Origin of the sequence: Streptomyces sp. Z423-1, assembly GCF_013009255.1 — a bacterium.
GTDB lineage: Bacteria > Actinomycetota > Actinomycetes > Streptomycetales > Streptomycetaceae > Streptomyces > Streptomyces gossypiisoli.
Genome location: NZ_CP053109.1, coordinates 4,402,935 through 4,426,940, shown reverse-complemented (window position 1 = coordinate 4,426,940; position 24,006 = coordinate 4,402,935). Strand labels below are relative to the sequence as shown.

Below are 24,006 nucleotides of genomic sequence, written 5' to 3'. Positions count from 1 at the left end.
ACCCCCGATCTGCGAAGGCTGGATGAACGACGATGCATCGGTACAGGTCCCACACCTGCGGCGAGCTCCGCGCCTCTGACGTCGGCACCGACGTCCGGCTGAGTGGCTGGCTGCACAATCGGCGCGACCTGGGCGGCATCCTCTTCATCGATCTGCGCGACCACTACGGCATCACGCAGCTGGTCGCCCGGCCGAACACGGCCGCCTACGAGGCGCTGGACAAGCTCTCCAAGGAGACCGTCGTCCGGGTCGACGGCCAGGTCGTCTCCCGTGGCGCCGAGAACATCAACCCCGACCTGCCCACCGGCGAGATCGAGATCGAGGTCGGCGAGGTCGAGGTGCTGGGCGCGGCCGCCCCGCTGCCCTTCACGATCAACACCGAGGACGGGGTCAACGAGGAACGGCGCCTGGAGTACCGCTTCCTGGACCTGCGCCGCGAGCGCATGCACCGCAACATCATGCTGCGTACGGCGGTCATCTCGGCGATCCGGCACAAGATGACGGCGCTGGGCTTCAACGAGATGGCGACCCCGATCCTGAGCGCCACCTCCCCCGAGGGCGCCCGCGACTTCGTCGTGCCGTCCCGCCTGCACCCGGGCAAGTTCTACGCCCTGCCCCAGGCCCCGCAGCAGTTCAAGCAGCTGCTGATGATCTCCGGCTTCGACCGCTACTTCCAGATCGCGCCCTGCTTCCGCGACGAGGACGCGCGGGCCGACCGCTCGCCGGGCGAGTTCTACCAGCTCGACATCGAGATGTCCTTCGTCGAGCAGGAGGACGTCTTCCAGCCGGTCGAGAAGCTGATGACCGAGCTGTTCGAGGAGTTCGGGGACGGCCGCCATGTCACGTCCCCGTTCCCGCGGATCCCGTTCCGCGAGGCGATGCTGAAGTACGGCTCCGACAAGCCGGACCTGCGCGCCCAGCTGGAGCTGGTGGACATCACCGACATCTTCGAGGGCTCCGAGTTCAAGGCGTTCGCGGGCAAGCACGTCCGCGCGCTGCCGGTGCCGGACGTCGCCTCGCAGCCCCGTAAGTTCTTCGACCAGCTCGGCGAGTACGCCGTCACGCTGGGTGCCAAGGGCCTGGCGTGGGTGCGGGTCGGCGAGGACGGCACGCTGTCCGGCCCGATCGCGAAGTTCCTGACCGAGGACAACGTCGCCGAGCTGACCAAGCGGCTCTCGCTGGCCGCCGGGCACGCCGTGTTCTTCGGCGCGGGCGAGTTCGACGAGGTCTCCAAGATCATGGGCGCGGTCCGGGTCGAGGCCGCCAAGCGGGCCGGGCACTTCGAGGAGGGCGTGTTCCGCTTCTGCTGGATCGTCGACTTCCCGATGTACGAGAAGGACGAGGAGACCGGCGCGATCGACTTCTCGCACAACCCGTTCTCCATGCCGCAGGGCGGCCTGGAGGCCCTTGAGACCCAGGACCCGCTGGACATCCTGGGCTGGCAGTACGACATCGTCTGCAACGGCGTCGAGCTGTCCTCCGGCGCGATCCGGAACCACGAGCCGGAGATCATGCTCAAGGCCTTCGAGATCGCCGGGTACGACCGGGAGACCGTCGAGGAGAAGTTCGCCGGCATGCTGCGCGCGTTCCGCTTCGGCGCCCCGCCGCACGGCGGCATCGCGCCCGGCGTCGACCGCATCGTCATGCTGCTGGCCGACGAGCCCAACATCCGCGAGACCATCGCGTTCCCGCTCAACGGCAACGCGCAGGACCTGATGATGGGCGCTCCGACGGAGCTGGAGGAGGCCCGGCTGAAGGAGCTGCACCTGTCGGTGCGCAAGCCGCAGCCGAAGTAGCCCCTGCTGAGCGCGGGCGGCCCGGAACCGGGGTTGGTTCCGGGCCGCTTTCGTATGCAGGGCTCTCACCCAGCTCTCACTCATGGTGCTGACAGGTGCGCTCCCTAGCGTCCCGCCCATGACGGAGAACACGGAATCCAAGAGCCATTCCCCGCGGCACAAACGGGACTTGACCCGCCGTAAGCTCGTGATCGCCGGTGGCGGAGCGGTCGTGGCGGTGGGCGTCGGCGGCACGCTCGCGGCGGGCGCCTTCGCGGGCGAGAAGAAGCAGGACACGGCGGCCACCGGCGAGGCCTGCTACCGGCTCACCTCGGAGACCACCGAGGGCCCCTACTACATCGACGCGGACAAGATCCGCCAGGACATCACCGAGGACAAGGAGGGCATCCCGCTCACCCTCCGCATCAAGGTGATCGACTCCGAGACCTGCAAGCCGCTGCGCAACGCGGCTGTGGACATCTGGCACTGTGACGCGCTGGGCATCTACTCGGGCTACGAGAGCCTGTCGACCGGCGGCGGTGGCACCCCGCCCACGGACGCCCCCTCGGGCACCCCCACCGGCACCCCCACGGGCACCCCGACCGGCGAGCCCCCGTCCGGCGCGCCGAGCGGCGGTACGGGCGGCGGCGTGCACGAGGAGCCGACGGACGACGAGCGCTACCTGCGCGGCACCTGGCGCACGGACAAGCAGGGCTTCGTCACCTTCAGGACGATCTTCCCGGGCTGGTACCGCGGCCGCTGCGTGCACATCCACACCAAGGTGCATGTGGGCGGCACCTGGACGGACGCCGGTTACGAGGGCGGTAACACCTGCCACACGGGTCAGTTCTTCTTCGACGAGGAGGCGGTCCTGGCGTCGGCGGAGGTGGAGCCGTACTCGACCTCGACGACCGAGCGCACGACGCTCACCGAGGACACCATCTACGACCAGTCCGGCACGACCGGCGGTCTGCTGAAGCTGAAGTACCGGAAGAACGACATCGCCAAGGGCGTCCTCGCCACCATCACGGTCGGCGTGGACCCGGAGGCGACGAACACGGGCACTTAGCCCCGAGCAGGGACGAGGGCGCCCGGGTGGTCGCACCCCGGGCGCCCTCGGTTCACCTCGCCACGAACTGCGTCAGGATCGCCTGCACCTCGTAGATGTCGACGCCCTTGGTGAAGGTCTTCTGGATCGGGGTCTGGGAGCCGGAGAGCCAGATCTTCAGTTCGGCGTCGAGGTCGAAGGTGCCGGCGGTCTCGACGGCGAAGTGCGTGATACTGCGGTACGGGATGGAGTGGTACTCCACCTTCTTGCCGGTGATGCCCTGCTTGTCGACCAGGATCAGACGGCGGTCGGTGAACAGGATGGTGTCGCGGATCAGCAGGTACGCGGCGTGCACCTGCTCCCCCTGCCCCAGCAGACGCGCGTAGTCCTGCTGCGCCGCCCCCGGATCGATGCTGTGCGCGTTCCCGAATAGAGCCATGGATGGACCCCCCACTCAAGTGTTCGTGATCTTGGCCGGTCGCGTGATCTTGGCCAGGTATACCTGGTGAGTGAAGGGTCCGAGAAGGGCTGTTACGCGGCTGTTTCGCCGCCGAAGCGGTCCTTGTACGTCTCCAGGTCCTCGTCCGTCAGCTTGGCGAACAGGACCGGGGGGACGGTGAAGGGGGTGCCCGGTGGGACCGAGGTGAGGGACTTCGCCTCGGCCTCGGTGACCCAGGGTGCCGTGTCGTCGGGCAGGGTGAAGACCGTGCGCATGGTGGCGGCCGTGGCCGGGATGAAGGGCTCGGAGACCACCGCGTAGAGGTGGATGAGGTTCATCGCCGTGCGGAGCGTGAGGGCGGCGCCGTCCTTGTTGGTCTTGATCTCCAGCCAGGGGGCCTTCTCCTCCAGGTAGGAGTTGCCCGCCGACCAGAGCGCGCGCAGCGCGGCGGCGGCCTTGCGGAACTGGAGGGCCTCCATCTGCTCCTCGTACTCCGCGAGCAGGCGGGCGATCTCCTCGCCCAGCGCCGCCTCCGCCGTGCCGGGCTCGCCGCCGGCCGGGACCTGGTCGCCGAAGCGCTTCTTGGAGAAGGACAGGACGCGGTTGACGAAGTTGCCGAGGGTGTCGGCGAGGTCCTTGTTCACCGTCGCCGTGAAGTGCTCCCAGGTGAAGGACGCGTCGTCCGACTCGGGGGCGTTGGCGATCAGGAAGTAGCGCCAGTAGTCGGCGGGGAGGATTTCGAGCGCCTGGTCGGTGAAGACGCCGCGCTTCTGGGAGGTGGAGAACTTTCCGCCGTAGTACGTCAGCCAGTTGAAGGCCTTGACGTAGTCGACCTTCTTCCACGGCTCGCGCACGCCCAGCTCGGTGGCCGGGAACATCACGGTGTGGAAGGGGACGTTGTCCTTGGCCATGAACTCGGTGTAGCGGACGGTGTCGTCCACGTCGTACCACCAGGACTTCCAGTCCCGGTTCTCCGGGTCCAGGTCCGACCACTCCTTCGTCGCGCCGATGTACTCGATCGGCGCGTCGAACCAGACGTAGAAGACCTTGCCCTCGGCCGCGAGGTCCGGCCAGGTGTCGGCGGGGACCGGGACGCCCCAGTCCAGGTCGCGGGTGATGGCGCGGTCGTGCAGGCCCTCGTTCAGCCACTTGCGGGCGATGGAGGAGGCCAGCTGGGGCCAGTCGGCCTCGTGGCGGGCGACCCACTCCTCGACCTCGTGCTGGAGCTTGGACTGGAGGAGGAAGAGGTGCTTGGTCTCGCGGACCTCCAGGTCGGTGGAGCCGGAGATCGCCGAGCGGGGGTTGATCAGGTCGGTGGGGTCGAGGACGCGGGTGCAGTTCTCGCACTGGTCGCCGCGGGCCTTGTCGTAGCCGCAGTGGGGACAGGTGCCCTCGACGTAGCGGTCCGGGAGGAAGCGGCCGTCGGTGGGGCTGTACACCTGGCGGATCGCGCGCTCCTCGATGAAACCGTTCTCGTTGAGCTTGCGGGCGAAGTGCTGGGTGATCTCTACGTTCTGGGGGCTGGAGCTGCGGCCGAAGTAGTCGAAGGCGAGGGCGAAGCCGTCGTAGACCGCTTTCTGGGCGTCGTGCGCCTGGGCGCAGAACTCGTCGACCGGGAGGCCCTGCTCCTTGGCGGCGAGCTCGGCGGGGGTGCCGTGTTCGTCGGTGGCGCAGATGTAGAGGACGTCGTGGCCGCGCTGGCGGAGGTAACGGGAGTAGACGTCGGCCGGGAGCATGGACCCCACCATGTTGCCCAGGTGCTTGATCCCGTTGATGTACGGAAGGGCGCTGGTGATGAGGTGTCGAGCCATCGGGGGCTGCTCCCAGGTCGCTGCGTTTACGAACCTTGAAATCGTAGCCGACATGGGTGGGCCGCCCGCTTCCCGTTTTACGGGGTGAGAGGCGGGCGGCCGGGGGTGGGGGTTTTCGCGGACGCTACGGCGGACGCTACGGGCGCCAGTTTGCGAGGACGCCCTCGTAGAACTCGGTGTCGGTGAGTTCCTTCGGGGTGGGGCCCGCGTGGAAGAAGGACGTGTTGCCGGTCTTCAGTTTGCGGAGGTAATCGAAGGCCTTGTTGTCGTGTTCACCGAAGGCGACGAAGGCGAAGTGGATGTGGGGGTGGGATTTCGCGGCGCTGGTGAGGGCCTGGGTGGCGGGGGTTTTGGCGTCGGGGGCGCCGTCGGTCTGGAAGATCACGAGGGCGCGGGTGGTGGGGGTGGTGGTCTTGTCGTGGTGGGTGAGGACGTCCTCGACGGCGACGTGGTAGCTGGTACGGCCCATGCGGCCGAGGGAGGCGTGGAGCGTGTCGATCTTGTTCTCGTGGTCGGGGAGGGTGAGCTCGCCGGTGCCGTCGAGTTCTGTGGAGAAGAAGGTGACGTGGACCGTCGCCTCGGGGTCGAGGTGGGCGGCGAGGGCGAGGGTCTGTTCGCCGAGGGCCTGGGCGGAGCCGTCCTTGTAGTACGGGCGCATGGAGGCGGAGCGGTCGAGGACGAGGTAGATCTTGGTGGGGGTGGTGGTGGCGGTGGGGATGTTGTGGGCTTTGAGGGTGGTGGCTGCTGCGGTGTAGGCCGTGCGGAGGGTGGGGGGTACTGGGATGTCGTGCCCACCCGCGCGGCTCTCGTTGTCGGGTGCGGGTGGCCCCTGTGGGGTGTCCTCGCCGTTGGTGGGTGCGGGTGCGGGGGTTGAGTCGACCGGGGCGGCGCTCTCGGTCGCCACCGCTTCCGCCGCGACCTCGGCTACCGCCTCGGTCTCCGGCTCGGGGGTGGCTTCGGCTTCGGGCTTGGTCTCCGGCTGCGCCTCGGCCTCGGCTTGGGCCTGCGCAGTCGGCTCCGCGTTCGCTTCCGTCGTCGGGTCGGCTTCCGGGGTGGTCGGCGTGGTGGCCTCAGGCTGGTCCTCGGCCTCAGTGGCGGTCTGCGGCTTCGCCGCGACCTCCGGCGTCGGCTCGGCTTCAGGCGTGGCTTCGGCCTCGGGCTTGCTCTCCGGCTCCACCTCGCCCTCAGCCTCGGCCTCCGGCTCGGGCTGCGGGGTGGGCTCGGCCGCCGCCTCGGCTTCGTGCTTGGTCTCCGGCTGCGCCTCGGCCTCAGTGGCGGTCTGCGGCTTCGCCGCGACCTCCGGCGTCGGCTCGGCTTCAGGCGTGGCTTCGGCCTCGGGCTTGCTCTCCGGCTCCACCTCGCCCTCAGCCTCGGCCTCCGGCTCGGGCTGCGGGGTGGGCTCGGCCGCCGCCTCGGCTTCGTGCTTGGTCTCCGGCTGCGCCTCGGCCTCGGCCTTGGCCTCCGGCTCGGGCTGCGAGGTCGGCTCGGTGTCGGTTTTGGCTTCGGGCTTGAGCCCCGGCTCCGCTTCCGTCGCCGGCGCGGTGGCCGCTTCGGTTGCTGCCTCGGTCAGGGAGGTGGGCTCGGTGGCGGTCTGCGGCTTCGCCGTGACCTCTGCCTCGGCTTCCGGCTGCGGCGTCGGCTCGGGCTGCGAGGTCGGCTCGGTGTCGGTCGCGGCTTCCGGCTCCGCGTCCGTTTCGGTCGTCGGGTTGGCTTCCGGTGCGCTCGGCGTGGTCGCCTGCGGCTCGGCCGTCGGCTCTGCCTCCGGCGCGGCGGCCGTCTCCGGCTTCGCCTCTGCTTCCGGCTTCGCCTCTGCCTCGGCCTCCGGCACCTCGGTCGTCGCCGCTGCCTCGGCCTCCCGCACCTCGATCGTCGCCGTTGCCTCAGCCACCGGCGTCTCGGTCGCCGCCTCGGGCCCTGCAGCCGACGCGGACTCCTCCGTGACCGTCGGCTTCTCCGTGGCCGTCGGCTCTTCCCCGACCGTCGGCTGCCCCGTGACCGTCGGTTCCTCCCCGACCGTCGGCTGCCCCGTGACCGTCGACTCCCTCGCGACCGTCGTCTCCCCCGCGACCGTCGGCCCCTCCCCGACCGTCGACTCCCCTGCGACCGTCGTCTCCCCCGCGACCGTCGACTCCCTCGCGACCGTCGGCCCCTCCCCGACCGTCAGCTCCCCCGTAACCGTCAGTTCCCCCCCAACCGTCCGCTTCTCCGAGTGCTGGGGCTTCTCCGTGGGGGTCGGTTGGGATGGAATGAGCGGTTCGTCCCGGTTTCCCGGGGCGGCTGAAAGTGAGTGGGGGGCCGTCACCCTGTCGAACGCCGCCGCCACCAGGTCGTGCTCCTCGCGGGGCTCGGGGGCCGGCGAGGTCGAGGTGGGGGTTGGTTGTGGCTGCGTGGGGACACCCTCTGCCTCGGGCCTGCGGCCCTTGCGGGAGCGGCCGAATGCGTTCCGCAGGAGAGTGAGAATGCCCATGTGCGCAACCCTTCGCGTGAGGTGATGCCCGTCAATCCCTGGCCAGGACGGACACGTAAGGTTAGCGGTCCGGGGAGGGATGACGGCGTCCGCGTCAAGGGTCGGACCAAGCCGTGATGTGCGTAAACCTCAACTCCTTGACAGATACCCCAGGTTCACGTTCCGTTCACCCCATCGCTCCGCTCCCGCACAAACGTGCTCCTACCGTCCGTCACGCTGGATTCAAGGGGAAGCAAGGGGAGTAAAAGTGCGCAATCTGCTGCCTATCGTAAGAACCAATGACTCTCATGCGGGCGGACGTTCCGCTCTGACCTGCCGTTTCCGTTGTGGTGACGCCTGCTTCCACGAGGTGCCCAACACCACCGCCAACCCGTACGTCGGCGACGTCATCGCCGGCGCCCTGAGCCGCCGTAGCGTGATGCGTGCCGCCGCCGTCGTCACCGCGGCCGCCGCTGCCGGCACCGCTGCCACCGTCGCCGCCGCCCCGCAGGCCGAGGCCGCGTCCGCCGACCGCTGGCACAAGCCGGGCAAGCCGGGCAACAAGGGTGCCCGCGGGCTGCGCTTCACGCCCGTCGTGCCGAACACCAACGACGCCGTCACCATCCCCGAGGGGTACGGCCAGAACATCGTCATCCGCTGGGGCGAGCCCATCCTGCGCGGCGCGCCCGCCTTCGACCCGGACAACCAGACCGCCAAGGCCCAGGCCGGTCAGTTCGGGTACAACTGCGACTTCCTCGCGCTGCTGCCGCTGCCCGGCGAGCGCAACCGGCAGATCCTCGTCGCGAACCACGAGTACACCGACGAGGTGCTCATGTTCCGCGACTACGACGAGGACAACCCCACCCGCGAGCAGGTCGAGATCGCGTGGGCGGCGCACGGGCTGTCCGCCGTCGTCGTCGAGGGTGACCGGAGGACCGGGAAGCTGACGCCCGTGCCTCGGCACCACCTCAACCGTCGGGTGACCGCCACGACCGAGTTCCGGCTCACCGGGCCGGTCGCCGGGTCCGACCTGGTCAAGACCTCCGCCGACCCGTCCGGCACCAAGGTCCTCGGCACCCTCAACGACTGCGCGGGCGGCGTGACCCCGTGGGGCACCACCCTGCACGGCGAGGAGAACTTCAACCAGTACTTCGCCAACGCGAGCCGGACGACGGACAAGCGCTACGGCATGCCCACCGGCGGCAGCGACCGCAAGTGGGAGCTGTTCGACAAGCGGTTCGACGTCGCCCAGGAGCCCAACGAGCCGCACCGCTTCGGCTACGTCGTCGAGTTCGACCCGTACGACCCGACCTCCACGCCGCGCAAGCACACCGCCCTCGGCCGCTTCAAGCACGAGGGCGCGACCGTGCGTCTGACGCACGACGGCCGCCCGGTCGTCTACTCCGGTGACGACGAGCGCTTCGACTACTTCTACAAGTTCGTCGGCAGCAAGCGGATGAAGAAGGGCCACTCCCGCGCCGTCCGCGAGCACAACCTGTCGCTGCTCGACGAGGGCACCCTCTACGTCGCCAAGCTCACCGGCGACTCCCCGGCGATCGAGATCGACGGCACCGGCAAGCTCCCGCGGGACGGCGAGTTCGACGGCTCCGGCGAGTGGATTCCGCTGGCCACGGCGACGGCGGACGGCGCGGTGTCCCACGTCGAGGGCATGACCGCCGAGGAGGTGTTCGTCTTCACGCGGCTCGCCGGTGACAAGGTCGGCGCGACGAAGATGGACCGGCCCGAGGACGTCGAGCCCAACCCGCACACCGGCAAGGTGTACGTCGCCCTCACCAACAACAGCGCCCGCGGTGTCGGTTCGAACGCCAAGGCGGACGAGGCCAACCCGCGCAACGCCAACAAGCACGGGCAGGTCCTGGAGCTCACCGAGCGCTGGAACCGCGCCGATGCCACCAGGTTCGCCTGGTCGCTGTTCCTCGTCGCCGGTGACCCGGACGACCCGGCCACCTACTTCGCCGGCTTCCCGAAGGACCAGGTCAGCCCGATCTCCTGCCCGGACAACGTCGCCTTCGACCGGTACGGCAACCTGTGGATCTCCACCGACGGCAACTCCCTCGGCTTCCACGACGGCCTCTTCGGTGTCGCTACGCGCGGTGACCGGCGCGGTGAGCTGAAGCAGTTCCTGAGCGTGCCGATCGGCGCCGAGACCTGCGGGCCGATCATCCAGGAGCGCCGGGTCCTGGTCGCGGTGCAGCACCCGGGCGAGGTCGACGGGGCGACCGCCGAGAAGCCCCTGAGCGCCTGGCCCGACGGTCCCGGCAAGCTCAACCGTCCCGCGGTCGTGGCCGTCTGGCGCAAGGACGGCTGCGACATAGGCGCCTGAGCAGCCGGGACAACCACGACAGGCAGTTCCCTAGGGTTGCGGTGACGCGATCGCTCGCGCCGCCGCGACCTCCTGGCGCAGGGGCTCCAGGACGCTGTCCGCCGGGCCCATCAGGTCGGTGCGGACGGGCGTGAGGGTCTCCACTTCGCGCAGGCCCTGGGACAGGTCCCTCAGCTGCAGGGCCACCTGATCGATCTCTGCCTTCGACGGCGGTGCGGATCCGTGTTTGACGCGGACCCGTGCCGCCGTCGTCGCGTCCACGATCCGTTCCACGGCGACGACCAGCGGCCACCACGCGGCGGCCCGGCGGCCGGTGGGCGGGGGTTCGGTGAGGGCGCGCTGGAATTCCGTACGGATGCCGGACAGGTCGCGGTACAGACGGCGGCGCATCCGGGCGCGGGCCGCGGGGTCCGCCGTGGCGGCGAAGGCCGTCTCGACGTAGCGGGCCGTGTCCGCCACCGCGTCGGCGAGGCGGTCGCCGACGCGGGTGTGCCAGCTCTCCGGCCACAGCAGATACCCGGCGATCAGGGCGATCGCGCAGCCCATGAGGGAGTCGACCAGGCGGGGCAGCAGCAGGCCGGTGCCCTGCTGGTTGAGGACGTCGGACAGGAGCAGGATCACCGGCGTGATGGCGGCGGTCTGGTAGCCGTACCCGCGCGGGGTGAGCGCCGGGATCAGCGGGGCGAGCAGCAGCAGGACCGGTACGTCCCACCAGCCGCGCGGCACCTCCGAGAGCACCGCCGCCGCGACGACCAGCCCGGCGACCGTGCCGAGCGCGCGCAGCAGGGCCCGGGAGAAGACCGAGCCGAAGTCGGGTTTGAGGACGAAGGTGATGGTCAGGGCGACCCAGTAGGAGCGCGGGACGGCGACGAGGGAGACCAGGGCCTGGGCGATGCCGATGCACAGGGCGAGGCGCAGGCCGTAGCGCCAGGAGTTGGCCGACAGGACGGCGTTGCGGGCGGCCAGGGCGGTGCGGACGCCCAGCGCGGCGGGGCCGCCGAGGCGGTCGTCGATGCCGCGCGGGTCGACGTCCGGCGCGGTGACGACGTCGGCGGCGTGCCGCAGGGCGTGGTTCACCGCGCGGCCGGTTTCGGTGGTGGGCGTCGGCAGGCGGAGCCGGAGCGGCTCGGTGCGGCCGGTTTCGACCGCCTCGGCGAGGGCGCGGATGGCCGCCGCGACCTCGGGCGGCAGGGTCCGTCCGCTGAGGTGGACGGCGGGGGCGGCCTCGACGAGCGGGGTGACGGCGTTCAACTGGGCGATCAGGCGGGTCAGTTCGGGGCTGCGGCCGTGATGGCGGGCGCGGTGGGACAGGACCAGGTCGTAGGCCTCGTTGAGGGCGAGGGTGGCGGAGTGGCGGGCGTCGTCGTAGGCCACCGCGGAGTCGGCGCCGCAGACGGCGAGCAGGTCGGCGACGGCCCGGTAGGTGCCGGCGACGGCGGCGCGTTCGGGGACGCCGGAGCGCAGCGGCCAGGCGAGCAGCGCGAGCAGCAGCACGAGCAGCCCGCCGCCGGCCAGCAGCAGTGGCGCCATCCACCACTCGCCCGGCAGCGGCAGCCCGGCCCCGATCACGGCGTTCAGCAGCAGGAGCAGCCCGGAGACGGAGGCGATCGCGCCGATCGTCGAGATCATCCCGGAGACCAGGGCGACGCCGGTGACGGTGGCGACGGCGATCCAGCCGTGCCCGTTGACGAGGGTGCCGAGGGTGACGCCGACGGCGCCGAAGAGCTGCGGCACGGCGATGGTCAGCACCCGCAGCCGGTAGGCGGCGGCCGTGTCGCTGATGACGCCGGACAGGGCGCCCATGGCGGCGAGGGCGCCGTAGGCGGGCCGGCCGACGGCGAGCCCGATCGCGAGCGGCAGTGCCAGCGAGACGGCCGCCCGGGCGACGGCGGGCCGGTTGACGGGCGCCTGCTGCGCCCGGAGGTTCCTGACCAGCCAGTCGGGCGGCGTGAGACTGACGTGGAACTCGCGGGCCATGGGGACATTATGACCGTTTGATCACGCCCGGTCAGGAGCGGTCGGTTCCGCCTGAGCAGGACTGAGCGGGACTGAGCGCGACTGAGTGGGACCGAGCGGGACTAGGGGACCACGCGGTCCAGGAACTCCCCCAGCGCAGCGTTGAAGTCGTCCGGGCGTTCCAAGTTCGGCATGTGAGCCGCGGACTCGATCACGTGGAGGGTGGAGTCGGGCAGGGCCGCGTGCATGGCCCGGGCGTCGGAGACCGGGGTGTATGTGTCGTCCGCGCCGACCACCACCAGGGCCGGGACCGTGACGCGGGTCAGCAGGTCGCGATAGTCGGGACGCTCGGCCCGGCCGCGCAGGGCCGCCGCGGCGCCCTCCGGCGGGGTGCCGGTCATCATGCGGTGGACGTGGGCCTTGACCTGGGGCGCCGCGTACGGGGCGACCATCTTCTCCAGCACCTCGTCGGCGTATCCCCGCATGCCCTCCCGGAGCAGCCGGTCCGCCATCGCGTTGCGGGCGCGTCTGCCCTCCGGGGTCTCGGCCGCCGGGAAGGTGTCGGCGAGGACCAGGCCCCGGACGCGGTCGCCGAAGCGGGCGTAGCACTCCATCGCGATCTGGCCGCCCATCGACAGCCCGGCCAGGACGTACGACTCCACCTTCAGCTCCTCCAGCAGGTCCCCGATGTCCTGTGCGAAGACGGAGAGCGGGGTGATGCCGGGGGTGACCGGGGACGCGCCGTAGCCCCTCAGGTCGGGGGCGATGACGCGGCGCTCGGCGGCGAACGCCGCGATCTGCGGCGCCCACATGGTGTGGTCGAAGGGGTGGCCGTGGACGAGGACGAGGGGCGGCCGGGACGACGTATCGGCGCCTTTGTCCTCGTATGCGAGGAAGGGGGTCATGTGAGCGACCCTAGGTCGGCCCAACTCCTCGGTGCAATAGGATCTTTGCTCTCGGTGCAATCCGGATCCGGCGAGGGCGGGGCGACATGGACGACTATCTGGCGCTGGCCGACCGCATCGCCGCCGACATCGCCGCCGGGCGGCTCAGGCCCGGTCAACGGCTGCCCCCGCAGCGGGCGTTCGCACGGCGGCGCGGCATCGCCGCGTCGACCGCCGGGCGGGTGTACGGCGAGCTGGTGCGCCGGGGACTGGTGGTGGGCGAGGTCGGGCGCGGCACGTTCGTCCGGGCCGCCCCGGCCGTGCAAGGGGGCCGGGCGCTCGCCGAGCCGTCGACCGCCGCTCCCGTGAATCTCGAACTCAACTACCCCACCGCCCCCGGCCAGTCCGCCCTTCTCGCCCCCGCCCTCGCGCCCCTCCTCGACCCCGACACCCTCACTGGAGCCCTCCGCCCGGCCGCCGCCACCGGCACCGCCGCCGCCCGTGAGGCCGCCGCCGCGCTCCTCGGCTGCCCCGACCCGGGACGGCTGCTGTTCACGGGCAACGCCCGGCAGGCGATCGCCGCCGCCCTCGCCTCCCTGGTCCGGCCGGGCGGCCGGGTCGGTGTCGAGGAGCTGACGTATCCGCTGGTGAAGGAGATCGCCGCCCGGCTCGGCATCACCCTCGTCCCGCTGGCCATGGACGCCGACGGGCTCCGCCCCGAGTCGCTGCGCAACGCCCACCGCAGCGCGCCCCTGTCCGCCCTCTACGTCCAGCCGACGCTGCACAACCCGACGTCCGTGACGATGAGCGAGGAGCGGAAGATCCAAGTCGCCCAGGTGGTGAGCGACGTGGAGGTGCCCGTCGTCGAGGACCGCATCTGGTCCTTCCTCCGGCCCGAGCCGCCCCTCGCCGTTCACGCGCCGCACCTCACCCACGTCGTCGACGGTCTGTCCAAGCGCGTCGCACCCGGACTCACCGTCGGGTTTCTCGTCGTACCGCCGGGGCGGGTGGACGCGGTGGCGGCGGCGATCCGGTCCGGTGGGTGGAGTGCGGGGCGGTTCGCGCTGCAGGCGGCGGTGGGGTGGCTCGGGGACGGGACCGTGGAACGGCTGGTGGCGGCCAAGCGGGCGGACGCGGCGCGGCGCCGGCGGATCGTGCGGCGGTGGCTGGGCGACTTCGCCGTACGCAGCGACCCGGGGGCCTATTACGCCTGGTGGCAGCTGCCGCCGCCATGGCGCGCGGACACCTTCACGGCGGCCGCCGCCGCGCACGGAATCGCCGTCACGCCCGGGACCGCCTTCGCCGTGGGTGCGCACCGCACGCCGGACGCCGTCAGGCTCGGGCTCGCGTCGGCTGCTGAGGCGGAACTGGAGCGGGCGTCACGGGTGCTTGCCGACGTCGTACGAGAGGGCCGTAACGGCCGGTGAGCCAGGTGGTCAGGGCCACCGTGAGGCCCAGGACCACGAGCAGCCAGGACGTGGTGCGCAAGGTCGCGGTGAGGGCGTCGTAGACCGCGCCGGCGGCGGGCCGGGAGACCGAGGCGGGCAGGTCGGACAGGGTGAGCACGCGGCCGACGGCCACGGCCGCGCCGAGCAGGGCGCCGCCGAGGGCCGTGCCGAGGGCGGTGGCGGTGATCGCGCGGCGGCGGCAGGTCGCGACGGCGATGCCGGCGACGGCGCAGGTGACGGCCGCGACCGGCAGCCACAGGACGGCGACTTCCAGCACGTCGTATCCCTTTCGGAGCCGGTCCAGTTCACGGGGCGCGAGGACCGCGACCTCGGTGTGGCGGACCGGGATGTGGTGGGCCAACGGCACGTTGTCGTTGGCGAGTTCGCGTTTGATGCGGGTCGTGACCGGGGCCAGGTCGACGGTGACGGGAGCCGCGCGGGGCCGGTCGTCGTCGCGCAGGGCGCGCAGTACGGCGTCGTGCACGGCCCCGTTCGCCGTGTCCCAGCCCGCCCGGAAGGCGTCGGTCCGGGTGAACGAGCGCACCGCGTCCCGCACGAACGGGCCCATGACGCCCTGCGTGCCGTCGATCCGGTGCAGCACCTCGTCGCCGACGGTGTCCGCGACCGCCTCCCGCACGGCCGGGTCACCGGCCAGCGGCGCCATCGTGCGGACGTAACGGCCCGTGTCGGTGAGGTCGTACGCCGCCCAGGCGGCCAGCGCGCCGAGCGGGACCAGCAGGCAGCACAGGGCGATCAGCGCGGCGGACAGGGCGGCGCGCAGGCGGGGGCCGGGTGCTGGTCTGCGGGACACCCCTTCAGGCAACGGCCTGGGGGCGGGCGATGCGAGCGGTACGCCTGCAATCGGGTGTATGGGCCGAGTCGTGGCGGCGGAGCTGGGGTTTCGCTCTCCGGTGGAGGGCTGGGCCGAACGGGTGTTTCCTGGAAGGGAAGCGTTTCTCGGGCCTCGTCGGACGACCGGGGCGTGCTGCCCGTCGTCCGGTGAGTGGAGGGATGAGGGAAGGCGTGGACCCCGGCCACCATGCCGGGGTCCACGCGTGTCCGGACGCGGGAGAGCACCACTCGAAGAGACGCGACCTAGGTACCCCGGCGGTCCGTGGCCTCGTGCGTGTAGTAGCGGTAGAACAGCACCACGAAGACGGCCCCCGTGATCACCACCGACATGCCCGCCGAGCGCAGCACGCTCTCGCCGGTCTGGCTGTACAGGAAGCCGAACGCGACGCCCCAGAAGGCCGCCCAGGCCAGGGCGTGTGCCCCGCGCCGCAGCCGCGACGCCGCTGCGCGCACGGCGGCGTACAGCACGACGAACACGAGCGCCGTGACGAAGCCGAACAGGACGTTCCAGCCGGTGATGGGGCCGCCGCCGCGGTCGTTGGCCGCCGCCCAGTAGCCGTAGAGCAGCCCGACGCAGACCGGTACGGCCCACCGCGCGACCGCGTGCGTGCGGGGGCTGAAGAGGTCGGGCGTGCGGGTGGCGCCGGGCCGGGTGGCGGGCGCGGTGGACGGGCGGGCGGCGGGCACAGGTGCGCCGGGCACAGGTGCGCCGGGCGCGGGTGCCGCATGAGCCATGGGAGGACTCCTCTCTCCTCGCCCCCGCCTTCCAGGGCACACCGCGGGAGGGCGGGCGGCAAGTCGGCCGGCCGGGGTTCGGATGCGCACGGCGCGGGGGCGTGCTTCGCTGTGGTGCATGACCAGGCCCGTGACCGGGGGCGGCGGGGGGCTGAGCCTGCTCGACCGGTATCCCCGCGCCGGGCGCCAGGAGGCGCTGCGGCATCAGATGCTGCGCGTGCGCGGCCGCAGCGTCGCCTGGGTGCCGCCGCTGCTGATCCTGATCGGGATCGCGGTGCTGGACATCTTCACCCCTGATGACTTCCGGATCATCTCCTGGATCGTGCTGGTGCCCGGTATCGCCGCCGCGATCTGCTCGGTGTGGACCACGGCCGCCTTCGTCGTGCTGTCGCTGCTGACGTACGTGGTCGTGGACAGCGTCTGGCCCGACGATTTCCATGTCGGGCTGCCCGACCTCATCCTGATCGCGCTGGGCGGCCTGCTCGCCACGGCGGCGTGCGCGGTCCGCATCCGCGGCGAGGAGCGCATCCTGCACATCCGGGGCATCGCCGAGACGATCCGCCGCACCGTCCTGCGCCCGCTGCCCATGCACTGGGGCGGCCTCGACCACGCGGCGGTGTACATGCCCGCCGACACCTACGCCCGGGTCGGCGGCGACTTCTACGACATCCAGCCCGGCCCGCACGGCACCCGGGTGCTGGTGGGCGACGTACAGGGCAAGGGCATCGGCGCGGTCGAGATGATGGCGGCCCTGCTGGGCACGTTCCGCGAGTCCGCCTACCACGAGCCGGACATCACCACGGTCGCCGAGCGCCTGGAGGTACGCATCCGGCGCCACCGGGAGCACGTCGCCGCCCTCGGCCGAACGGACTTGGACCGTTTCGCCACCGCCGTGCTGCTCGACTTCCCGCAGGACGTGAAGGACGCGGTGGACGTCGTCAACTTCGGCCACGACCCCCCGCTCATCGCCGGCCCGCACGGCGTCCGCACCCTCCCCTCGACCGGCGGCCTCCCCCTCGGCCTCGGCGACCTCGTCCCCCCGGAGGTACCCACCCTGCCCCCGGTCCGCCGCTTCCCCCTCGCCGCGGACGAGACCCTCCTGCTCACCACGGACGGCGTGACCGAGGCGCGCGCCCCGGACGGCGGGTTCTACCCGCTGACCGTCGAGGTGACCCGCGCCCTCGCCGCGGACCCGCGCACCGCGAGGCCACGGCGGCTGGCGGCCTTGGTGCGGGACGGGGTGCTGCGGCACTCCCGCGGGCATCTGGAGGACGACACGACGGTGTTCGCGGTGCGGAGGATTTAGGGCCTGTCCAAGGTGGGGCGTCCCCCGTCCCGGGCCCGGCGGGCGGCGCAGCGGTTACGGTGCTGACGTATGTGATCGACAGGGAGGGACCATGCCGGGGACCGTGTTGCTGGTGGCCGCCGCGCCCGTGGGGAAGGGGCGGCTGGTGGATGCGGCGACGGTGCTTCCCGTGCTGGCGGCCGTCGCGCCCGGGGTGCTGGCGGGCACGGACACCGCGAACGTCGTCGAGCTGGCCGACCCGGTGGAGCCGCAGGCCGTGCTGACGCGGCTGAGGGCGGCCGCCGGGACCGTGGGCCCGCTGACGGTGTTCGTCACCGGGCAGCTCCTGCTGGACCGGCGGCAGCGGCTGCCGCATCTGGCGCTGGCGCGCACGACACCGGCCACCGTGCGCTACACGGGCTTCCCCTGGCACTGGTTCCGGGAGGAACTGCGGCTGCGTGCGCCGGGCACCACGACCTTCCACCTCGATCTGCACGCGGACGCGGAGAGCTGGGAGCAGCTGCGCGGTACGCCGCTCGACTCCGGGCGGAACTGCGCCGTGTACGGGCGGATCGCGCCGCCGCCGCACCGGCGTACGGTGGCCGACCCGTCGTACATGAAGGCCGTCGCGACGATACTCCGCAGCGGGCACCGGCCGCCCGTGGAGCAGCTGCACCAGCAGGCGCTGAGCCGGATCGCGGGGGAGGCCCCCGGGATCGTGCTCGCCGCGCGGGCGCCCGGCGTGAGCGATCCGCACGCCGCCATCTCCGCCGCCGTACAGGCCGGGCGGCACGCCGACGCCGACGCGCTGGCCGCCCGGTGGGAGCAGGCCGCCGTACGGGCGCACGGCGCCGCCTCCGAGGAGGCGCTGCACTGGACGGAGGTGCGGGCGGACCTGGCGATGTTCGCGGGCGACGCGGCCCGCAGCTGCCGTACCTGGCTCGCGGTGGCGTCGGCGCGGCTGGCCGCCGGGCAGGCCCCGGACGCGCCCGCCGTCGAGGCGGCCGTCGACCGCGCCCACCATCAGTGGGGCGAGATCGGGGACCCGGCGCGGGCCCGCGAACTGGGGACGGTGCTCGCCGAGGTGCGCGGCCGGGTGCCGGGGCGGCGGGTCGGCGCCCTGGACCACGTACAGCGGCAGCTGCGGCAGCTCCAGACCCAGCACTGAACGCACCACCCGCGTCCGGACCCTCCCCAGGCGGCAACCCCGGTGCCATGATGGTGAGTTATGGCTGAGGGGGACGGAGTGACGGGCCGGGTCATCCGCGTCCGGTTGGACGAGACCGCGACCGAGAGCGACATCGGCGCGCTGCGCAAGTGGCTGGAGCGGGAGCAGGGCCTCGACGAGCTGGTGCGGGCGGGCACGCTCCGCATCCACGAGCGGCGCCGTACCGACGAGACCGGCGCTCCCATGGGCGTCGGCATGGAGATCGTCGTCGCGCTGGTCAGCGCGGCCGCGACCGTGGGCTTCAACCAGCTGATCGTGCAGGTCGGCCGGGCCGTGGAGGCCTGGCGGGACAACCGGCGCGAGGTGGAGGACGGCGATCCGCCCGAGGGCCGCGTGGAACCAGCGGACCTCGACGGGTAGACCGGTGACCCGTTTCGACCCGCGGGGGCGGGTGAACCGGGCACTGCTGGTGGGGGTCTCCACGTACGACTTCACCGAGCCGCCGCACGGTGTGCCGGGCGACCTCCCGGCCGTCGAGCACAACCTGGACCGGCTCCGGGACACCCTCGCCCGCGGCGGGGTCTTCGCCGCGGACCAGGTCACCGTCGAACGCTCGCCCTCGCTGGACGACTTCGACCGCGCGCTGCGCACGGCCGCCGAGGAGGCCGAGGGGCTGCTCCTGCTGTACTTCGCCGGGCACGGCGCCATCCCCAGCGCGGGCGACGAGCTGTTCCTGCAGATGCGCAACGCGAGCGTGATAGCGGGCGGGCACGCCGTGTTCCCCGGCGCGGAGATGTTCACGACCGTGCTGACCTGGCTGGCCAGCAGCCCGGCCGAGCGGATCGTGGTGATCCTGGACTGCTGTTTCGCGGGCAACGCGGCGTGGATCTGGGAGCACTTCCGGGACAAGCGGCGTGTGCTGCTGCTGATGAGCGTGCAGGCCAACCACCGCACCGACGCGGGGGACGGCGGGACGCCGACGCCGTTCACCGAGGAGCTGCTGCACCTCCTCGACGCGCCTGGTGAGCTGGGGTTCCGGGACGTCTCGGACGCGCTGCGCAAGCGGATGGCCGAGGGGCGGCACGAGACGCTGCGCAAGGAGCCGTGGACGCCGCAGAGCCGGGCGGAGCACGACGAGGACGTGCTGCTGTCGGCGCGGGAGGAGCAGGGCGTACGACTGACGCGTCCCGGCCCCGGTGCCGTACGGCCGCCCCAGCAGCCCCCGCCGACGCATCACCGCGTCGGCCCCGTTCCCCCGGGCCCGCTCACCGCCCGTCTGCGCCGCTTACCCGGCGTGCTCCGGGCCGCCCGCAGCCTGGCCTGCACCACCGTCCTGCTCTCCCTCACCGCCACCGGCCTCGGCGTGTACGGCCTCCTGGCCCTCGTCGGCGGCTCCCCCGCCTGCGCCCCGCCCCTGGAGCTGCGCGTCCTGACCGACCCCGACCTGGAGGCGACGGTCGGCGCCGCGGCCGACGCGTATCTGACGTCGCAGGCGAACACCACCGGCGACGGCTGCCGGCGCAGCGGCATCACCGTCTACAGCGCGGGCTCCGCCGCCGCCGTCACCGCGCTGCGCCATGAGTCGGCCGCCTGGCACGAGCCCCGGAACGAGGACCTCAACCCGCAGCGCGACATCGGCCCGCAGCCCGACGTCTGGATCCCCGCCTCGCGGGCGGACGTCGCCCGCGTCACCACCGACCAGGACACGGACGTGCTGGCCCGCCTGGAGCCGGACGACCGGGCGCTGGCGTACTCCCCGATCGTGCTGGCCGTGCCCACGAAGCTCGCCGCCACCTCCCTGGACGAGCGGGTCGGCGGCCCGCTGACCGGGATGCTCGACGCCCTGAGGGAGCGGCACGAGGACGCCGAGGTACGCCGCCCCGACCCGGAGTTCGCCGACGCGGCGCTGCTCGCCACGATCGGCCTGTACGGCACGGGCGCCGACCCGGGCCGGGTGGAGCAGCAGCTCGCCCCGCCGGGACCGCCCTCACCCACCGCCGCCGAGCTGCTGTGCGTGCTGCCCGACGACGACGCCGCCGACCACCGCACCGCCGTCCTCGTACCGGAGTTCCTGATGAAGAGCGGCGTCGGCTGCGACCGTACGACGCGCAGCCCGCGCACCGCCCAGTACCCCGGCGACGTGCCGGGCCTGGAGCCCGTCTTCGTGCGGGTCCGCTGGGAGGGCGCCGACCGGGACCGGGCCGCGCGCGACGAGGCGGCCGGGGACTTCCGGGCGTGGCTCGCCGGGGAGGGCGGACGGGCGGCGTTCGGCGCGGCCGGGTTCCGCGCCGCCACCGGCGACCGGGCGCTGCTGGACCCGGACGAGATCGCCGAGGGGGTGCTGCCCGCGCCCTCCCTGCTGATCGAGTCCGCCGGGCGGGACGCGATGGAGACGGCCCTGCGCAAGTACCGGGACGCGCGCGGGCCCGGACGGGCGCTGTTCCTGCTCGACAGTTCCGGTTCGATGGCCGGGCTGTGGCGGGGGCCGAGCGGCGGTCCGGGGCTGCTGAAGCAGTCGCTGGGCGGGCTCGGCAGGCGGGACGAGTACGGCGTGTGGGCGGTGGCGGAGACCGGGGGCCGCTCGTACGAGACCCTGCTGCCCTTCGGCCCGCACAGCCGCCGGTCCGCCGAGGCCGCGATCGACGCCGGGGCCCGCGTCCGCGACGCCGAGGCCGATCCGTACGCCGCCCTGGTGGCCGCGCTCGACCACATGGCGGAGCGCGGCGCCGCCGACGACCGGCCCCAGCTGATCGTGCTCATCACCGACGACGAGGACGCCGGCCGCCTCACCGGCGCCCGCCTCGACGACCTCCTGAGCCGGGCACGCCTGACGAACGTGCCGATCACCATGGTGTCCCTGGCCAACGGCGGCTGCGCCGCGGGCAAGCCCGACGCCCTGATCGCGGTGGCGAGCGGCGGCCGCTGCCTGGACGCCGACGACGAACTCGGCACGGGCCTGAGCGCCGAGGTCGCGCGCACCGGAACGGGGGAGCAGTGATGATCCGACGGCTCGTGGCCCTGCTGGCCCTGGTGCTGCTCGCCGGGTGCACCGGCGGCGGGGACGGCACGCGGGCCGCGCCCACCGCCGACGTGCCCGGTGACATCGTGGTCGCCGGAGGGCGGGACGTCACCGGCAAGAACGGCATCCGGCAGCAGCTCATCGACGCCTGGAACCGGCAGCAGGAGAAGGACGGCACCGGCTACCGGGCCCGCCTCGTCGAACTGCCCGGCAGCGCCGACGAACAGCGCAGCCAGCTGCTCGGCGCGCTCCAGTCCGGCAGTGCCGCCTACGACGCCGTCATCCTGGACGTGACCTGGGTGCCGGAGTTCGCCGCCGCCGGCCTGGTCCGCCCACTGCCCGACGAGGTGCTGGACAGCGACGTCATCGAGTCCGTCGCCGACACCGCCCGCTGGGACGACCAGGTGTACGCGGTGCCGTTCAACAGCGACGTCGGGCTCCTCTACTACCGGCGCGACCACCTCCGCGACGGCGGCGTGCAGCGCACCGACCTGAGCGGCGGCCTGGACTGGCGGGAGCTGGAGGCCATGGTCGACTCCCTCGACGAGAACCCGCCCGACGGCTACGAGAAGGGCTGGACCACCCAGCTCGCCGCCTACGAGGGCCGTACGGTCAACGCCGTCGAGGCGTTCGCGTCGGCCGTGCCCGACCTCGCCCTCACCGACGCCGACGGCCACTACGGCGCCACCGTCGACGAGCTGACCGACGGCATCGCGGAGCTGCGCCGGCGCACCCAGGCGCCGTACCTCCTGAAGGACGCCGTCCACTCCGACGAGGCCGCGACCCTCGGCGACTTCGAGGACGGCCGCACGGCGTTCCTGCGGCACTGGCCGTACGCCTACCGCACCCTGCACCAGAGCCTCACCGAGGAACAGCTCGGCGTCGCCCCGCTGCCCGGCCGGGCCGTCCTCGGCGGGCAGAACCTCGCGGTGACCGGGGCCTCGCCGCGCCCGGCGAAGGCGCTGGAGCTGATCAGGTACCTCACCGGCAAGGAGAGCGAACGCTGCCTGCTGGACGCCGGGTTCGCAGCGACGCGCGCGTCGGCGTACACCGACGACGCCGTCCGCTGCACGGCCCAGGCCGCCGCCTCGCCGTCCCCGTCCGGCGAGAGCACCGACCGCATGCCCCGCGACACCGCCGGCCGCCCCGCCTACGCCCGCCGCATCCTCCTCCCGGCCCTGCGCCACGCCGTACACCGCCCGCGCACCGCCCTGTACGGCGCCTTCACCCAGACCTTCACCACCCAGCTGGGCGCCCTGTTCGCCGACCGCCCACCGGGGGACGCGGCACTGGCGGAGACCCTGGACACGGCGCTGAAGCGGGCGCTGCCGGACTGACGCACGGCTACCGCTCGTCGTTACAGCGGAGGCTGTGCGGGTGCGGGACCGAGGGTGGTGGTGCCGGGGGCCGTACGGTGGCCCAGTCCCGTCCGGTACGCGTCCAGCGCGGCCTCCACCCGGCCGGTGCGGCGCAGCAGATCGCCGAGCAACCGGCACAGGTCGGCCAGGTCACCGGCGGCGCCCGCGCGTTCCAGCAGGCTGAGGGCGCGGACGTAGTGCTCCTCGGCCGACTCCGTGTCGCGCGCGTCCTCGGCGATCCGGCCGAGGAGGCGATGTGCGGCGGCGGCGTGTACGGCGCCGCGTTCGGAGGAGAGGTCGCCGAGCACGTCGTTCAGGAGGGCGGCGGCCTCCTCGGACTTTCCGCCCCGGTGCAGTACGTCGGCGAGCTCGACGGCGACCTGGCTGCTGTAGAGGGCGGCGCGCTTGGCGGAGAGCATGTCCTGGGCGGCGCGCAGTTCGGTCTCGGCGCGCTCCAGATCGCCGTTCTGGGCGTAGACGTAGCCCCGCATCCAGTGGCAGTTGGCGAGTTCGGTACGGATCTGGAGCTGGCGGTACATCTCGGCGGCCTTGGCCAGCGAGGCGTCGGCCTCGGCGAGGCGGCCCTCGGCGACCAGGGTGCGGGCGACCTGCCGGTGCATCCGGGCGACCAGGGCGGGGTCCCCGGCCTGCGGCGCGAGGGCGAGCGCGAACTCGGCGGCCTGGGCGGCGCGGGCGTGGGCGCCCATGTCCATGTAGGGGCCTATGGCGGCGGCGTAGAGGAGCAGCAGGGCGTCCGGGTCGTGCAGTCCGCCGCGGTTGAGCTCGTCGAGCGTGGACTCCAGGAGGTAGACGGCGTACCGGAGTTCACCGGCGAGGTAGTGGGCGACGGCGCGGCCGCGCAGGGCGGGGACGCGGGCCGGGAGGGGCGCGTCGTCGAGGGTCCGCTCGGCGCGCTCGAAGTGCTGCCGGGCGGCGGTCAGGTCGCCGGTGTCCAGCGCGCACTCGCCGAGGCCGAGCAGCGCGGTGGCCTGCTCGTCCATCAGGCCGTGCGTCTCCGCCTGCGCGAGCAGGGCGGCGTACTGCTCCCGCGCCTCCTCCGCCTCCCCGGTGGCCAGGGTGCGCTGGGCCTCGGTCAGCTGGAGCCTCAGGTCGGTGGCGAGGCGGGCGGGGCGGCCGGTGGCCAGCTCGTCGAAGGCGACGCCGAGGCGGTCGGCGAGGTGGCGCAGCGCGTCGTCGGAGGGGCGGACGCGGCCGGCCTCCAGGGTGGAGATGTAGGCGGGGGTGTAGGCCGGTTCTGCCAACTGCCGCTGGGTGAGGCCGCGTTCGTGCCGCAGCTGCTGCACTCTGCGCCCGATGGTCTCCGGGTCGTCCCGCTTCGCCATGGGCTTAATCATGCCAGTAAGTGGACTTATGTTGAGGGGAGTTGGGGAGGAAGACGCGCTGTTGGGGGTGGGTCGGCCGACGCCGCCCGCCGCCG

Annotated in this window: 17 protein-coding genes; 9 read left to right on the top strand and 8 right to left on the bottom strand. The window is 72.7% G+C overall.

The features are described 5' to 3' along the window. Positions 1 to 32: 32 nt before the first annotated feature. Positions 33 to 1,796, top strand: coding sequence for an aspartate--tRNA ligase (gene aspS, locus HJD23_RS19705; protein WP_171113667.1), 1,764 nt, complete (start codon positions 33 to 35; stop codon positions 1,794 to 1,796). A gap of 118 nt (positions 1,797 to 1,914) precedes the next feature. Next, entirely contained in the window at positions 1,915 to 2,844 is a 930-nt protein-coding gene (locus HJD23_RS19700) for an intradiol ring-cleavage dioxygenase (RefSeq protein WP_171113666.1), read from the top strand. Between the two features lie 52 nt (positions 2,845 to 2,896). Here HJD23_RS19700 and HJD23_RS19695 read toward each other — a convergent pair whose 3' ends face one another. The 3 genes from HJD23_RS19695 to HJD23_RS43920 form a co-directional block, all read right to left on the bottom strand. Next, positions 2,897 to 3,262: a PH domain-containing protein gene (locus HJD23_RS19695; RefSeq protein WP_171113665.1), complete on the bottom strand. Its 366-nt coding sequence runs from the start codon at positions 3,260 to 3,262 to the stop codon at positions 2,897 to 2,899. Between the two features lie 92 nt (positions 3,263 to 3,354). Beyond that, positions 3,355 to 5,073, bottom strand: a complete 1,719-nt coding sequence (metG, locus tag HJD23_RS19690; RefSeq protein ID WP_171113664.1) for a methionine--tRNA ligase — start codon at positions 5,071 to 5,073, stop codon at positions 3,355 to 3,357. A 136-nt stretch (positions 5,074 to 5,209) separates the two neighbouring features. Next, complete coding sequence (locus HJD23_RS43920) at positions 5,210 to 6,643, bottom strand: VWA domain-containing protein (RefSeq protein ID WP_240980989.1); 1,434 nt, start codon at positions 6,641 to 6,643, stop codon at positions 5,210 to 5,212. Between the two features lie 1,144 nt (positions 6,644 to 7,787). On the opposite strand from HJD23_RS43920, the gene HJD23_RS19680 reads away from it, so the two are divergent. Then, entirely contained in the window at positions 7,788 to 9,863 is a 2,076-nt protein-coding gene (locus tag HJD23_RS19680; RefSeq protein WP_171117226.1) for a PhoX family protein, read from the top strand. 30 nt (positions 9,864 to 9,893) lie between these two features. On the opposite strand, the gene HJD23_RS19675 is transcribed toward HJD23_RS19680, so the two are convergent. Then, positions 9,894 to 11,840, bottom strand: coding sequence for an FUSC family protein (locus HJD23_RS19675; RefSeq protein ID WP_171117228.1), 1,947 nt, complete (start codon positions 11,838 to 11,840; stop codon positions 9,894 to 9,896). Between the two features lie 101 nt (positions 11,841 to 11,941). Beyond that, positions 11,942 to 12,724, bottom strand: coding sequence for an alpha/beta hydrolase (locus tag HJD23_RS19670; RefSeq protein WP_171117230.1), 783 nt, complete (start codon positions 12,722 to 12,724; stop codon positions 11,942 to 11,944). 86 nt (positions 12,725 to 12,810) lie between these two features. Here HJD23_RS19670 and HJD23_RS19665 point away from each other — a divergent pair, with 86 nt between their 5' ends. Then, on the top strand, positions 12,811 to 14,130 hold the full coding sequence (locus HJD23_RS19665) for a PLP-dependent aminotransferase family protein (protein ID WP_171117232.1): 1,320 nt from the start codon (positions 12,811 to 12,813) through the stop codon (positions 14,128 to 14,130). Here the strand turns inward: HJD23_RS19665 and HJD23_RS19660 are convergent. Both HJD23_RS19660 and HJD23_RS19655 read right to left on the bottom strand, forming a co-directional pair. Next, entirely contained in the window at positions 14,036 to 14,962 is a 927-nt protein-coding gene (locus tag HJD23_RS19660) for a hypothetical protein (RefSeq protein ID WP_240980760.1), read from the bottom strand. The two genes, HJD23_RS19665 and HJD23_RS19660, sit on opposite strands and share 95 nt — an antisense overlap. Before the next feature lie 284 nt (positions 14,963 to 15,246). Then, positions 15,247 to 15,738: a hypothetical protein gene (locus tag HJD23_RS19655; protein WP_171117236.1), complete on the bottom strand. Its 492-nt coding sequence runs from the start codon at positions 15,736 to 15,738 to the stop codon at positions 15,247 to 15,249. A 118-nt stretch (positions 15,739 to 15,856) separates the two neighbouring features. Between HJD23_RS19655 and HJD23_RS19650 the strand changes: the two genes are divergently transcribed. From HJD23_RS19650 to HJD23_RS19630, 5 genes are all read left to right on the top strand, one after another. Then, positions 15,857 to 17,044: a PP2C family protein-serine/threonine phosphatase gene (locus HJD23_RS19650; RefSeq protein ID WP_171117237.1), complete on the top strand. Its 1,188-nt coding sequence runs from the start codon at positions 15,857 to 15,859 to the stop codon at positions 17,042 to 17,044. A 91-nt stretch (positions 17,045 to 17,135) separates the two neighbouring features. Next, a complete protein-coding gene (locus HJD23_RS19645) occupies positions 17,136 to 18,191 on the top strand; it encodes a hypothetical protein (protein WP_171117239.1) in 1,056 nt (351 codons plus the stop codon). A gap of 60 nt (positions 18,192 to 18,251) precedes the next feature. Next, complete coding sequence (locus HJD23_RS19640) at positions 18,252 to 18,611, top strand: hypothetical protein (protein ID WP_171117241.1); 360 nt, start codon at positions 18,252 to 18,254, stop codon at positions 18,609 to 18,611. 4 nt (positions 18,612 to 18,615) lie between these two features. Further along, positions 18,616 to 21,189: a caspase family protein gene (locus HJD23_RS19635; RefSeq protein ID WP_171117243.1), complete on the top strand. Its 2,574-nt coding sequence runs from the start codon at positions 18,616 to 18,618 to the stop codon at positions 21,187 to 21,189. Then, entirely contained in the window at positions 21,189 to 22,547 is a 1,359-nt protein-coding gene (locus HJD23_RS19630) for an extracellular solute-binding protein (protein WP_171117245.1), read from the top strand. Before HJD23_RS19635 ends, HJD23_RS19630 begins: the two co-directional genes overlap by 1 nt. A 20-nt stretch (positions 22,548 to 22,567) precedes the next feature. On the opposite strand, the gene HJD23_RS19625 is transcribed toward HJD23_RS19630, so the two are convergent. After that, a complete protein-coding gene (locus HJD23_RS19625; protein WP_171117247.1) occupies positions 22,568 to 23,911 on the bottom strand; it encodes a helix-turn-helix domain-containing protein in 1,344 nt (447 codons plus the stop codon). Positions 23,912 to 24,006 lie beyond the last annotated feature (95 nt).

Excerpts from the sequence above, each read along its gene's own strand:
- aspS (WP_171113667.1), top strand. The coding sequence starts at position 33 with ATGCATCGGTACAGGTCCCACACCTGCGGCGAGCTCCGCGCCTCTGAC.
- HJD23_RS19700 (WP_171113666.1), top strand. The coding sequence starts at position 1,915 with ATGACGGAGAACACGGAATCCAAGAGCCATTCCCCGCGGCACAAACGG.
- HJD23_RS19695 (WP_171113665.1), bottom strand. The coding sequence starts at position 3,262 with ATGGCTCTATTCGGGAACGCGCACAGCATCGATCCGGGGGCGGCGCAG.
- metG (WP_171113664.1), bottom strand. The coding sequence starts at position 5,073 with ATGGCTCGACACCTCATCACCAGCGCCCTTCCGTACATCAACGGGATC.
- HJD23_RS19675 (WP_171117228.1), bottom strand. The coding sequence starts at position 11,840 with ATGGCCCGCGAGTTCCACGTCAGTCTCACGCCGCCCGACTGGCTGGTC.
- HJD23_RS19670 (WP_171117230.1), bottom strand. The coding sequence starts at position 12,724 with ATGACCCCCTTCCTCGCATACGAGGACAAAGGCGCCGATACGTCGTCC.
- HJD23_RS19665 (WP_171117232.1), top strand. The coding sequence starts at position 12,811 with ATGGACGACTATCTGGCGCTGGCCGACCGCATCGCCGCCGACATCGCC.
- HJD23_RS19655 (WP_171117236.1), bottom strand. The coding sequence starts at position 15,738 with ATGGCTCATGCGGCACCCGCGCCCGGCGCACCTGTGCCCGGCGCACCT.
- HJD23_RS19650 (WP_171117237.1), top strand. The coding sequence starts at position 15,857 with ATGACCAGGCCCGTGACCGGGGGCGGCGGGGGGCTGAGCCTGCTCGAC.
- HJD23_RS19645 (WP_171117239.1), top strand. The coding sequence starts at position 17,136 with ATGCCGGGGACCGTGTTGCTGGTGGCCGCCGCGCCCGTGGGGAAGGGG.
- HJD23_RS19640 (WP_171117241.1), top strand. The coding sequence starts at position 18,252 with ATGGCTGAGGGGGACGGAGTGACGGGCCGGGTCATCCGCGTCCGGTTG.
- HJD23_RS19630 (WP_171117245.1), top strand. The coding sequence starts at position 21,189 with ATGATCCGACGGCTCGTGGCCCTGCTGGCCCTGGTGCTGCTCGCCGGG.
- HJD23_RS19625 (WP_171117247.1), bottom strand. The coding sequence starts at position 23,911 with ATGGCGAAGCGGGACGACCCGGAGACCATCGGGCGCAGAGTGCAGCAG.